Annotated in this window: 12 protein-coding genes; 3 read left to right on the top strand and 9 right to left on the bottom strand. The window is 65.3% G+C overall.

Annotation, left to right across the window (positions count from 1 at the left end; genetic code table 11):
• Window position 1 precedes the first annotated feature (1 nt).
• From QCE69_RS31095 to QCE69_RS31070, 6 genes are all read right to left on the bottom strand, one after another.
• Window positions 2-874, bottom strand: coding sequence for a branched-chain amino acid ABC transporter permease (locus tag QCE69_RS31095; RefSeq protein ID WP_309820144.1), 873 nt, complete (start codon window positions 872-874; stop codon window positions 2-4).
• 86 nt (window positions 875-960) lie between these two features.
• Complete coding sequence (locus tag QCE69_RS31090; RefSeq protein WP_404987799.1) at window positions 961-2,169, bottom strand: ABC transporter substrate-binding protein; 1,209 nt, start codon at window positions 2,167-2,169, stop codon at window positions 961-963.
• Between the two features lie 348 nt (window positions 2,170-2,517).
• Entirely contained in the window at window positions 2,518-3,507 is a 990-nt protein-coding gene (gene dhaK / locus QCE69_RS31085) for a dihydroxyacetone kinase subunit DhaK (RefSeq protein ID WP_309934740.1), read from the bottom strand.
• A gap of 21 nt (window positions 3,508-3,528) precedes the next feature.
• Window positions 3,529-4,164 carry a dihydroxyacetone kinase subunit DhaL gene (gene dhaL, locus QCE69_RS31080; RefSeq protein ID WP_309926259.1) on the bottom strand — a complete coding sequence of 212 codons (636 nt, stop codon included), beginning with the start codon at window positions 4,162-4,164 and terminating at the stop codon, window positions 3,529-3,531.
• Between the two features lie 82 nt (window positions 4,165-4,246).
• Window positions 4,247-6,085, bottom strand: a complete 1,839-nt coding sequence (locus QCE69_RS31075) for a glycoside hydrolase family 15 protein (protein WP_309926257.1) — start codon at window positions 6,083-6,085, stop codon at window positions 4,247-4,249.
• A 106-nt stretch (window positions 6,086-6,191) separates the two neighbouring features.
• The gene (locus QCE69_RS31070; RefSeq protein ID WP_309926255.1) at window positions 6,192-6,416 is read right to left on the bottom strand and encodes a hypothetical protein; all 225 of its coding nucleotides are present in this window, start codon (window positions 6,414-6,416) and stop codon (window positions 6,192-6,194) included.
• A 140-nt stretch (window positions 6,417-6,556) separates the two neighbouring features.
• Between QCE69_RS31070 and QCE69_RS31065 the strand changes: the two genes are divergently transcribed.
• Window positions 6,557-8,176, top strand: coding sequence for a Na+/H+ antiporter (locus tag QCE69_RS31065; protein ID WP_309934736.1), 1,620 nt, complete (start codon window positions 6,557-6,559; stop codon window positions 8,174-8,176).
• Here QCE69_RS31065 and QCE69_RS31060 read toward each other — a convergent pair whose 3' ends face one another.
• Both QCE69_RS31060 and QCE69_RS31055 read right to left on the bottom strand, forming a co-directional pair.
• Window positions 8,177-9,595 (bottom strand): hypothetical protein, encoded by a 1,419-nt coding sequence (locus QCE69_RS31060; RefSeq protein WP_309934734.1) that lies wholly within the window; start codon window positions 9,593-9,595, stop codon window positions 8,177-8,179.
• A 241-nt stretch (window positions 9,596-9,836) separates the two neighbouring features.
• Complete coding sequence (locus tag QCE69_RS31055; protein ID WP_309934732.1) at window positions 9,837-10,628, bottom strand: TerC family protein; 792 nt, start codon at window positions 10,626-10,628, stop codon at window positions 9,837-9,839.
• Window positions 10,629-10,771: 143 nt separating this feature from the next.
• On the opposite strand from QCE69_RS31055, the gene QCE69_RS31050 reads away from it, so the two are divergent.
• Together QCE69_RS31050 and QCE69_RS31045 are read left to right on the top strand one after the other, a co-directional pair.
• On the top strand, window positions 10,772-11,653 hold the full coding sequence (locus tag QCE69_RS31050) for a LysR family transcriptional regulator (RefSeq protein ID WP_309934730.1): 882 nt from the start codon (window positions 10,772-10,774) through the stop codon (window positions 11,651-11,653).
• A gap of 95 nt (window positions 11,654-11,748) precedes the next feature.
• Window positions 11,749-12,174 carry an HPF/RaiA family ribosome-associated protein gene (locus QCE69_RS31045; RefSeq protein WP_309926246.1) on the top strand — a complete coding sequence of 142 codons (426 nt, stop codon included), beginning with the start codon at window positions 11,749-11,751 and terminating at the stop codon, window positions 12,172-12,174.
• Window positions 12,175-12,232: 58 nt separating this feature from the next.
• Here QCE69_RS31045 and QCE69_RS31040 read toward each other — a convergent pair whose 3' ends face one another.
• The gene (locus tag QCE69_RS31040; RefSeq protein ID WP_309820123.1) at window positions 12,233-12,475 is read right to left on the bottom strand and encodes a hypothetical protein; all 243 of its coding nucleotides are present in this window, start codon (window positions 12,473-12,475) and stop codon (window positions 12,233-12,235) included.
• Between the last annotated feature and the right edge of the window lie 158 nt (window positions 12,476-12,633).

Here is a 12,633-nt window from a genome sequence, read left to right as displayed (position 1 = left end):
CTCAGACTTTCTTGATCGCCGTCTTGCCGAACAGGCCGGCGGGCTTCACGGCCAGCACGATCAGCAGCAGCACGAGTCCCGGCACGTCCTTGTAGCCGGTGGAGATATAGAAGCCGGTCGTCGTCTCCGCGATGCCCAGGATCATCCCGCCGACGATGATCCCCATGCCGCTCGACAGCCCGCCGATGATCGCCACCGCGAACGCCTTGAGGCCGAGCACCGCGCCCATCGTCGCACCCGTCAGCGTGAGCGGCGCGATCAGGACGCCGGCGAACGCGGCCGTCAGCGAGGACAGCGCATACGAGAACGTGATGACCAGCCCGGTGTTGATGCCCATCAGCGCGGCGGCGTCGCGGTCGTTGGCGGTCGCGACCACGGCCTTGCCGAAGATCGTCTTGCGATTGAAGAACTCCACCGCGAGCATCATGACGAGCGCGCCGCCGACCACGAGCAGTTCCATCGGCAGCACGTTCGCGCCGAAGACCTTGAGCGGCGCTTCCGGCAGCGGCGAAGGAAAGCGCAGGTCGTCGCGGCCCCACACGTTCTCCGCCACATTCTTGAAGATGATGCCGAGCGCGATGGTCGACATGATCCAGCCGAACTCCGACTTGATGCGAATGGCGGGCCGCACGCCGATGCGCTCGACGAACGATCCCTGCACGAGTCCGAACAGGCAGACCAGCGGAATCATCAACCAGTAGTTGACGCCCGCCGACACCAGCGTCAGGCCGACGAGCGCGCCGAGCATCAGCGCGTCGCCCTGACCGAAGTTCAGCGTGCCCGACGTGGCGAACGTGAGTTGGTAGCCAAATGCGATCACGGCGTAAATCATGCCGAGCGCGATACCGCTATAGACGAGTTGCAGGAGGATCATCGTCGGGCACCAGGATAGAGCATGAAAAAGCCGCACTCGCCTCCCCGGCGAGCGCGGCTTTGATCGGCATGTCGGGACGGCCGGCCTTAGTTCGTCGCCGTCGTCTGCTTGGTGCGCAGCGTGCTGCCGCCCTTCTTGTCGGCGTCGTAGGCATAGACCACGCGGCCGCCCTTTACTTCGCCGACAACCGGCACGTTCGGGCTGATCGCCTCGTGATCGGTCTTCGTGAACGGCTTGTCATAGACCATGACCACGCCTTCAACCTTCGTGTTCAGGTTCTCCAGCGCTTCCTTGACCTTCGGGCCATCGGTGCTGTTGGCCTGCTTGATCGCCGCCGCGAGCAGATACACCGAGTCATAGCCCTGCGCCGCCGACACCGGCGAATCGATGCGTTCGTTCTTCGGCTTGAACTCCTTCAGATACGCCTCGATGAACGCCTTGCGCTTCGGCGTATTGGCTTCCTGGATGAAAGTCTGCGGCATGCGCGCGCCTTCGCCGTTGCTGCCGGCATTGTCGATGTAGTTCGCCATCGAAAGCGTCCAGCTGCCGATCAGCGGCACTTTCCAGCCGAGCTTCGCCATGCCGTTCGCGATCTGCGCGAGTTCAGGCCCGATGCCGTATGTCAGCACAGCTTCCGCGCCCGCCTCCTTCGCTTTCAGCAACTGGGCCGTCATGTCGACGTCCTTGATGTTGAACTTCTCGACCGCCACCGGCTTCACGCCCTTCGCGGCCAGCGCCTTCTCCAGATCCTCGCGGCCAAGCTGCCCGTAGTTCGTCGAATCGGCGAGGATCGCGACCTTCTTGAAGCCGCGCTTCGTCACCGCTTCCTCGACGATCATCGGCGCCTGAATGCGGTCGGCCGCGGCATTGCGGAACACGTAGTTGTCAGGCTGGTCGTCGAACTGTTTGGTCACCACGGTGCCGGTCGCGACGTTGTTGAACACCGGGATCTTCGCTTCCTGGAAGAAGCGCTGCGAAGCGAGCGCCACGCCGGTGTTGATGTAGCCCACCACCGCGACCACCTTCTCCTTGTTGATGAGCTCCTGCGCGATCTGCACGCCGCGCTCGTTCTTCGCTTCGTCATCGCGCTCCACCAGCACGATCTGACGCCCGAGCACGCCGCCCGACTTGTTGATCTCGGCGGTCGCGAGACGCACGCCGTCGCGCATGCTCACACCCATGGACGACGAACCGCCGGTGAACGGCCCATCGACGCCGATCTTGATCGGGTCAGCCGCGTGCGCCAACGAAAATACGCCGAATGCGAGCACGCCCGCGATGAGCTTCATCTGCATACCCATGTGTGTCTCCGTCGCCTCGATTGTTATGAAAAGGTCGGCGCGACGAACCCTCGGCGCGCGTGCCCGGTCCCGCAGGTTATTGCCAGCCGGCGCATGCAACGCTGTTGAGTGCAATCTGCGTTATCGATTACATCGGCCGTGTCCGATATTAGAAAAATGTAAGGATATGACCATATTCGGACATACCCGAGGGCACGCGCGCTGGCACACACGCGATGCATCGCACAGGTGCATGGCCTGCAAATAAAGGGAAATCGGATCAGATGAGGGATGCGCTTGAACAGCATCCCAAAGCTTTCAGACGGCGTATCGAAAGGCGCCGGTTCGCGGGTATACGTGTAGCTACATGCCCCAGCGCAAACCCGCCGTGTGCACCGGGCTGTCCCAATGACGGGTCATCTCGTCGTCGAGCATACACAGCGTGATCGACGCGCCCGCCATCTCGAGCGACGTAGTCAGTGCGCCGACCTGCGAACGCGCGATGCCGAGACCGCGGCCATCGAGCCAGCGGCGCACTGCGTCATACAGCAGATACAGCTCGCCCAGCGCCGTTCCCCCAAGTCCGTTGACGAGCACGAGCAGGCGCGCATCGGCGGCGGGTTTCAGGTCTTCGACGATCGCGGCCAGCAGCTCGTCGGCGATCGCATCGGCGGTGGCGAACTTCGCGCGTCTGCGCCCCGGCTCGCCATGAATGCCGACGCCGATCTCGATCTCGTCGTCGCCAAGCGAGAAGGTCGGCTTGCCGGCGGCAGGCACCGTGCAGCTCGAAAACGCAACGCCCATCGACGCGATCCGTCCCGCCACGCGTTCTCCGAACGTGCGGCACGCTTCCAGGTCCGCGCCGGTCTCGGCGAAGCTGCCCACCAGCTTCTCGACGATCACCGTGCCCGCGACGCCGCGCCGGCCCGTCGTGAAGCTCGAATTTTCGACGGCGACATCGTCGTTGACGAGCACGGTGGCGTTAGGCATCTCGCAGAGCTCAGACGCCATCTCGAAGTTCATCACGTCGCCGGAATAGTTCTTCACGATGAACAGCACGCCCGCGCCAGTGTCGGCGGCCTGCGCGGCGGCCAGCATCTGGTCCGGTGTCGGCGACGTGAACACCTGGCCGGGACAGGCGGCATCGAGCATGCCGTAGCCGACGAAGCCCCCATGCAGCGGCTCATGTCCCGAGCCGCCGCCCGAGATGACGGCCACCTTGCCGGGCTTGAGCACCTTGCGCACGATGAACGCCGGATCCAGGTTCACCGTGACGAGATCCGCATGCGCAGCGCCGAAGCCCGCGAGACTCTCGCTCAGGAAGTCATCCACGCGATTGATGAACTTCTTCATGTCTCCCTCTCCTTGTGAGGTTCAGGCCGCGTCTTGCGCGAGGCGCGCGCAGACGGCCGCGATCATGAGCTGACTGGAACGCGCGCCCGGATCGATGTGACCGCGCGAACGTTCGCCGAGAAACGAAGCGCGGCCCTTGGTGGCGAGCATGTCGCGCGTGGCGAGCATGCTCTCTTCTGCAACGCGCGGCAGCGCATCCAGTGCCTCCGCTTTCGATGCGCCCGCCCCGGCCAGCGCGGTGAAACGCTGCGCCACCGGAATCAGGACGTCCATCATGGTCTTGCTGCCGGTCGAGGTCTTGCCGCGTTGCCCGACTGCCTCGACGCCCGCCGCGAATGCGCGCGCGAACGCGGCGACGCTATCAGAGGCGTCATCGATCGGCGTCTTTGCCATGCCGGTCAGCATCGAGAAGAACAGCGGTCCGGATGAACCGCCTACCGTGGAGAGCGTCTTCGCCGCGGCGAGTTTCAGCGCGGGCGCGAAGGCTTCGGCTTCGATCTGCGTGCGCAGCGCCACGAGGGCATCCATGCCGCGCAACAGGTTGATGATGTGATCGCCGTCACCGATAGCCTGATCCAGCGATGCGATTTCGTCTGCATGTTCCTTGAGCGACGCATGCGCTGCGTCGATGCACGCCATGACCGTCTTGCCGTCCATGCGCCGATCCTCCGTTCACGGGCAGAGTGAGCGGAAAGGATACCGCGTCGTGCGGGGTCACGTCGTGCATCACGCGGGCGCTTCAGGTCCAGGGCACATGCACGCGGTCGAGATCGCGATCGAGCTGATACGCGGCGCTGATGAGCGCGAGATGCGTGAGCGCCTGCGGAAAGTTGCCGAGCGCCTCGCCACTCGTCGCCACTTCCTCTGAGAACAGGCCGACATGGTTCGCATAGGCGAGCATCTTCTCGAACACCAGCCGGCCCTCGTCGACGCGGCCCGCGCGCGCCAGCGCTTCCGCGTACCAGAACGAGCACGCGGAGAAACCGCCTTCGGTGCCGGGCAGGCCGTCCAGCGTCGGGCCACGCGTATAACGGAAGATCAGCGGATCGACGCGCAGTTCGCGGCCGATGGCATCCAGCGTGCCGATCCAGCGCGGATCCTTCGGCCCGATGAAGCGCACCAGCGGCATCATCAGCGTGGAGGCGTCGAGCGTGTCGGAATCCGGGGTCTGCACGAAGCTTTGCAGTTCGTCATTCCAGAAGTGCTCGTGAATGTCGTGATGAATCTCGTCGCGAGTGCTGAACCAGCTGGCGAGCGGCGCGGGCAGCGAGCGCTTTTCCGCGAGACGCAGCGCGCGGTCCACCGTGACCCAGCACATCAGGCGCGAATGCAGCAGCGGGCGCGTGCCGTTGCGGAATTCCCAGATGCCGTTGTCCGCATCGCGCCAGTGCTCGACCACGTAATCGACGGTGCGCGTGACGTGCCGCCAGCCTTCGTAAGAGATCGCCGCGCCATACTTGTTGTACAGATAGAGCGAGTCGAGCAACGCGCCATAGACGTCCAGCTGGATCTGCGCGCGCGCCTCGTTGCCGATCAGTAGCTGGCCCTTCCCATCGCCGACGAGGCTGTCGAGGTTCGCCTCCGCGAGCGCATCCTCGCCGTCGACGGAATACATCACACGCAACTGCCCATGCGAGCTGCAATCGCGGCTACGTCCGGCGATCCACTTCATGAAGCCCTCGGCCTCGCCGGTATAGCCGAGCCGCAACAGCGCGTACACGCTGAAGGCGGCGTCGCGAATCCAGGTAAAGCGGTAATCCCAGCGGCGCGAACCATCCTGCGCCTCGGGCAGCCCGAAGGTCGGCGCCGCGACGATCGCGCCGAACTCCTCCGAACTCAGCATCTTGAGCGTCAGCGCCGATCGCAGCACCACTTCGCGGTAGCGTCCGCGATACGTCGAGCGCGCCGACCAGCTCTTCCAATAGTCGATCGTCGCCGCCAGCACTGCATCGTGTTCCGCCTCGATATCCGCGAGGCCTTCCGGCAAGCCGAAGGCAAAGCACGCACAGTCGCCTTCCTCGAGTTCCAGGGTGGCGCAGGCTCGCGCGCCGTCGAGCGACAGCGGCACGTTGGCGAGCAGTTGCACGGGCGGCGAGCCATCGGCGGGAATGAATTCGACGCCCCGCTCCACCGCGCGCGCCTCATGCCCGGCGCGCGCATAGTCGAAGCGCGGAGCGCACGTCACATCCAGCGTCATGCGGCCAAACACAAGCCGCACGATGCGCAGCACGCAGTTCGGCGCCTGATCGGCGCGCGGGGCATCGGCGGCGACGGGCATCAGGTCGAGCAGCTCGCATACGCCGTCGCCCGTCATGAAGCGCGTGAGCAGCACATTGGTCTCGGGCAGATACATCTGCTTGACGTTGGCGTGCGGCACGCGTGGCGTAATGGCGAACGAGCCGCCACGCTCGCCGTCGAGCAGCGCGGCGAACAGCGTGGGTGAGTCGATACGGGGAAAGCACATGAAGTCGAGCGCGCCGCGCAGCGAGACCAGCGCGGCCGTCTTCATGTTGCCGATCATGCCGCGCCCGTCGACAGGCAACGCGACCGGTGGAACCTGCTGGGGATGGTGTCCCATGACGTTGTGCTCCCGGCGAGCCGTGGTTGGCGTCGTCGGAAGGGAGCAAGTCATATTCCTGTCGCGCGCGTCAGCAAGGCTCCCGGCGCGACAAAGTCTCGACAGCTCAGCGCGCGGCCGCTTGCTCGGATGTTGCCGTGGCGGGCTCTGCCGACGCGCTGCCGAACACCGATGCACTCGCCGCGCCTTCCTGCACGGCCAGCGACGTGGCGGCCGGCACCGGCGCCTCCGCGTGACGCGACCGGCCGATGCTCGCGATATAGACCACCGCCGCCACGGCAACGCCTATCAGCACCGCCGCCACCGCGAAGCCTGACGACTTTCGCCTCATTGTTCCTCCTGATCGGATACGATGTCCCCGGCTCGCGGGCCGGCCCCGTGCCGATGTTAGCAGCGCCACCCGTCAAGGCCGCGTGGCCCGCCGCGCATTGCAGCACCGATCGATCAAAAAAACCGACCCGAGGGATATTCATGCACGCCGTCACGGCCTTCAATCTGGTGCTCATCTCGCTGATCGCGATCATCGCGCTCGAAGTCCTCGCGCGCAGGCTGCGTCTGCCGCCCGCCGCCGCGCTGCTGATCGGCGGCGTCGCCATGGCCTTCGTGCCGGGATTGCCGAAGTTCGAACTCGATCCCGAACTCGTGCTTGTCGTGTTCCTGCCGCCGCTGCTCATGTACGGCGCCTATTTCTTCGTATGGGACGACTTCAAGCGCAACCTGAGCGGCATCCTGCTGCTCGCCATAGGCGCGGTGGCCTTCACCACTTTCGTGGTCGGCGTGGCCGTGCATCTCGTCGTGCCTTCGCTGCCATGGGCCGCCTGCTTCGCGCTGGGCGCGGTCGTCTCGCCGCCCGATGCCGTCGCCGCCAAGGCCGTGCTCGAACGGGTCGCGTTGCCGCGGCGCCTGATGGTGCTGCTCGAAGGCGAAAGCCTGCTCAACGACGCTGCCGGCCTCGTGCTGTTCCGCTTCGCGCTCGTCGCGGCGATGAGCGGCGTGTTCAGCGCGCCGCGCGCCGTCGCCAGCTTCGCGGGGCTCGCGATCGGCGGCGTGGTGGTCGGCATCGTCGCGGGGTACATCGCCGTGAAGCTGATGCGCGCGCTCGCGGACGACTATCTCGTCATCACCACCTCCATGCTCACCGCGTGGGTCAGCTATATGGCGGGCGAGATGCTCGGCGTGTCCAGCGTCATCGCCACGGTCACCTGCGGCATGATGGTCGGCTGGCATCAGCACGAAGTGTTTTCGGCGGCGCAGCGCATGCGCGGCACGGCCTTCTGGCAAGTCGTCGTGTTCGTGCTGGAGGCGCTGGTGTTCGTGCTGATCGGGCTGTCGCTGCGCGGCATCGCCGTGCGTCTGGGCGGCGTCGGCGATGCCTTTTCGCTGCTCGGGCCCGCGACCGCCGCGGTGATCGGCGTCGTGATCGTGTCGCGCTTCGTGTGGGTGTTCGGGGTCGAGGGGCTGAAAGGCATCGTGTGGTCGCTCAAGGGCCGCAAGCTCGCAGGCGCGGATGCCGAAGACGCGCGCGCCATGCGGCCCGACTGGCGCGCGGCCACGGTCGTCAGCTGGGCGGGCATGCGCGGCGTCGTGACGCTCGCGGTCGCGCTCTCGCTACCTGAGGAAATGCCGGGCCGCGACCTCATTCTGTTCGCGGGCTTCGCGGTGATCCTCGTCACGGTGCTGCTGCAAGGCGCGACGATCGGTCCGCTGATCAAGTGGCTCGCGCTCGCGACCGGGCATGAACGCTCGGCGCGGCATCTGAGCGAGCCACAGGCGTGGGCGCGCATGGAAATCGCGCAACTGGCCGCCATCCAGCCGCTCGTCAGGGACGCGAACGGCGAGGTCATTCACCCGCGGCTGCTGGAGCAGTACACGTATCGCGCGGACTTGTCGTCGTGCTTCCAGAACGAAGAGGACTTCCCGACCGAGGCGCGTCATGCGCACTACGATGTCGTGCTCGCGGCCATCGCCGCGGGTCGCGCCGAGTTGCTGAAGATGCATCGCGGCGGTCAGATTCACGACGAGCTGCTGCATTCGCTCGAACACGACCTCGATCTGCAGGAGATCATCGCGCTGCATTCCCGCGGCACGTGATCAGTCGCCGCCGTCGCGGGAATGAACAGGCGCGGCAAGCGGCAGGTCTGCCGACGCTTCATCGTCCGACATCCAGGCGAATGCCGTGACCGCCGTGCGCGCATTGTTGCGCAGGCGGATGAGCCACCGGCCTGACGGGGCCCTGTGCGTCGTGGGTTGAACGGCGATGAGGATCATCGGCCGGGCGCCCCGCGCGCCCCGGCCGAGATGCACGACGCTGCACAGCGTATCGGCGCCCTGCCTGTAGACGCCGATCTCGCCACGCGTCAGCCACGCACTGCCGACGCCGTCCGGCGTGACCACCTGAATGTCGATGTCCGGGTCCGCGCCTGCGCCGTCGAGCCAGATCTCCGCGAAACTCGGCGACGCGCAAGCGGCGGGCACCTGCCACGGCAACGCGGCCTGCGTGATGAGGGTGCGGGTATCGCGGCACTGCGCCCAGTTGTCCGTGCCGGACGGAAGGATGATGGAGCACGCGCCGATGTCCATCAGCTCGTCGAGCGCGCCTTCGATCAGCGAACTGCCGTCCTGCTGCCAGGCGACATCCCCGGCGTTCATGCTGACGAGCGGATGGCTGCGCGGGCCGCCGATATCGCGCGCCCGCTGCGCCACGTAGCGGACGGCGTCGAGCAGGCTGGCGTCCGGGCTCGGCCCGACTCCGCCGCGTACCGTGCGGCTGCGGCGCTGGAGCTGTACGCCGATCATCGGCGGGCGTTCCTCAGGGCCGGTGAGCGGCCCCGGACGATGCAAGTGCGTCCGGTTCGACGTGGCGGACGCGTCGCTCAACAGCGCGTTCATCCGGTTCTTGAGCAGTTCGCCGCCGTACCCGAGGCCGCGCGCGCTGTTGGCTGCATCGTTCTGGTTCCAGAAACAATGAAAGCGCGTGTCGGTGCCGAATGAATGCTGCGCGTGACGCCGATGAAAAAATGAAAGCTCTTCCTCGCACACGCCCACGATCATGCGCGCCGGAAAGGCGCAGGCCGGTACGGGGCTAAGCGCGGCCCGGCCGTGCGGACGCACGCCGTGCGCCGACGCGAGTGTTGTCATGCCCGTTAGCCGTTCGATTTTTCCGGAGAGATCGGTACCGAGCCGTGTGAAGAACTCGCGTGTGACGTGAGCCGTGCAGAAACGCGTGCTTTCGAGTCCGTCCGGAGGATCCCGATACAGCGCGGAAATCCAGATCCAGTCCTGCCAGCCATAGCGGTCGATCTCCTGCGCGAGCTGCCGTGCGGTGAAACCGCCCCGCTTGAGTTCCAAGGCAACCGGCATGCGCTCGCCTGCTTCGCCGGCGGGATTCGCGCGCCGCTCCAGGTTTGCCCACACGAAATAAGGGTCGAGCCGGATTCCGGATGCGAGGAGCTGGCGGGCCGCTTCGCCAAACACATCGCGGGGAACCGTTCTCTCCCAATGCGGCGCCATGCCTGTTTCCCTCTTTATCGGTGTTGTCGTGGCTCGAACGCGTTTGACCTCGGGCGTTGGTGCGACACGACTCATCTGATTATTTCGGGTACCGAAATTCCAGTCGAAACCCGATCAGGGCTACCGTAGTCACTCGGCGCGTCCTTGGCAAGCGGGATTGCCCTTGCATTCCGCGCGCAAGCTGGCTCCTCTTACATTCGGCACACGATTTCAATGTGCCGAACGATATGAGGCAAGTGCTTCATTCGGCCGCGCGCGACTCCGGTTCAGGAAACACGGACGAAGTCTTTCGTCCATCGCGCGAGGTCTTCTTTCTGCGCGCCACCAGGTTCAGGCCTTCGACGAAGCCCGCGAAGCCCATCGCGGCGTAGATGTAACCCTTGGGCACATGCGTGCCGAACCCTTCGGCAATCAGCGTCATGGCGATCACGAGCAGGAACGACAGCGCCAGCGTCACGACCGTCGGATTGCGTTCGATGAAGCGCGACAGCGGTTGCGCTGCAAACAGCATCGTCGCAACCGCGAAGATGACGGCGATGAACATGATCGGCAGATGTTCGGTCATGCCGACCGCCGTGATGATGCTGTCGACGGAAAAGACGAGGTCGAGCAGCAGGATCTGGCCGATTGCGGACCAGGCCGTCATCGTGCCGATACTCGACGCGACGACCGGCGCATCGTGCGCCCCCTTCCCCACGTGGTGATGCATTTCCTTGGTTGCCTTCCACACGAGAAACAGGCCGCCCGCCAGCAGGATCAAATCGCGCCATGAGAACGCATGATCGAAAAGCGAAAACACCGGCGCGGTGAGACGCGCGATCCACGCGACCGTGCCCAGCAGCGCAAGGCGCATCACGAGGGCGAGCATGATGCCGATACGCTGCGTGCGCGCGCGTTGCTCCACGGGAAGCTTGTTGCTCAGGATGGAAATGAACACGAGATTGTCGATCCCGAGCACCACTTCCATCACGATCAACGTAACGAGTGCGGCCCAGACGGCGGGATCGGTGGCGAGCAAAAGAAGATATTCCATGGATTTTTTTGTGGATGTCGGGCAGCTGAGGAATGGTGCAATCATCCACAGTCCGTCCCAACGGAAAAATCAGCGATAATCGGAACGGTACTTCGGTTTTTCCGAAGTCAGGCCTCACGCCCTAACCGCCGGGGAATATCCGCATGCTCAACTATCGTCACTTGCATTACTACTGGGTCGTCGTCAAGGAAGGCGGCTTCGCACGGGCCGCCGAGCGGCTCGACATGGCCGTGCAGACCATCAGTGCGCAGGTGCGGGAACTGGAAAAGTCGCTCGGGCATCAGTTGCTCAAGCCGGCGGGACGCGGCGTCACCATGACCGAAGCGGGCCAGGCCGCGTTCGCCCGCGCCGAGGAAATCTTTCAGCTGGGGCAACTGATTCAGGACGAAGTGCGGGAAGCCGCGAGCGGCACGCTGGCACGGCTGGCGGTCGGCTTGTCTGATGGCATTTCGAAGCTAGCCGCGCACGCGTTGCTTGCGCCGGTGCTCGGCAATTCGTCGCTGCGGCTGCTGTGTCATGAAGGCGAGACCGACGAACTGCTCGGCGAACTGGCCTTGCATCGGCTCGATCTCGTGCTGTCAAGCCATCCCGCGCCGCATAACCAGAACCTGCGGCTGACGAGCGAACGGCTCATCGCGTCGCCGGTGGATTGGTACGGGCCCGCGTCGATCGTCCGCAAGAGCGCCATCGACCGCTTTCCGGAGAGTCTCGCCACCCTGCCCATGCTGCTGCCCACCGGTCACTCGTCGCTGCGGGCGCGGCTGGATCGTTGGCTGGAGACGCAGGCGATTGCGCCGCGCATCGTCGGCGAATTCGAGGACAGCGCGCTGATGGCGGTCTTCGGCGCACGCGGGCTCGGCGTGTTTCCGCTCGCCGAATTCGGCGCCGGCGACGCACCCCTGCTGCGCGGTCTGCGCTGGCTCGGCCGCTCGCCAGACGTGAAGGAAGAGGTGCATGCCATCGTCTCGCGGCGCGGACGACATCATCCGTTGACGCAGCAGGTGCTCGCGAGCGCGCTCAGCTAACTTCGCTTTTTTCGCAGTCTTGGTTCCATTGATTCTGCTTTTTCGATGCGCCGCCGCCGCTTAACCTGAGCCTCACGTTCACCAAGGAGGCGTTCATGAAAGTCCTGTTCAAGTCCCGCGACCCCGAAGCCATCGCGATGCACGAACTGGCGAAAACCCGCAGCGAATTCGTTTTCCGGCGTCTGGCGTGGCTCATTTCAAAGGCGACGGTCAGCCTGTCGGACATCAACGGGCCGCGCGGCGGCCTCGACAAGCGCTGCCAGGTGGAAGTGCAGGTCAGCAAGGAGAACAAGGTCGTGGCGACCTCGATCGCCCGGGACTGGCGCGGTGCGATCGATCTCGCGCTCGCTCGCGCAGTGCGCTCACTGGTGCGCCGCCGCCAGCAGAGCAAGCCGAAGACGCGGCGGGTACGCGCCGGCAGCATCGCGTGGAACCTGACGGCGGAGCCGGAGCCGGCGTTGCAGGCCGCCGTGGCGCCGCGCGTACGCATGCTGCGCAGGCTGGCGGCGAGTAACGTGTGATGAAGCCCCTGCGGGCTCGCGCGCAGTAGACACGAGCCGGGCGTTCATCCGTCCGGCGCTAGCGCTCCGCCATGGCGACGCGCGGCCCGCGCTCCGCCAGCCGCCCGTCGAGTTCGGCCTTGCCGTACTGGATGGCGTAGTTCTCGGCAGCCTGCGCTGTCGGGAACGAACGGAACGGGCCGATCGCCCGGCGCGTGCCGCCAGGACGCTCGATCAGCAGCGTCGCGACGAATTCGCCGGACAAATGCCGCACGATCGCGGAAAGCTCACAACCTCGATACTCGACTGGGGTGGAGTCCATCACTCACCTCGCTCGCTTGAATGGACAGGGGCATGAGCCAATCTACTCAAGTGTCAAAAAACGCGTAACCCCGCTTGTGAGTGCCTGCGAACGCAGGCCTAGCGATTCTTTCGTTCGTCCGACGGCACCCCTTCACGCAAACGATTGGCCGATCCCCG

Origin of the sequence: Caballeronia sp. LZ032 (assembly GCF_031451315.1) — a bacterium.
Lineage (GTDB): Bacteria > Pseudomonadota > Gammaproteobacteria > Burkholderiales > Burkholderiaceae > Caballeronia.
Note: the sequence above shows the minus strand (reverse complement) of the source record. Positions and strands in the feature narration are given on the sequence as shown.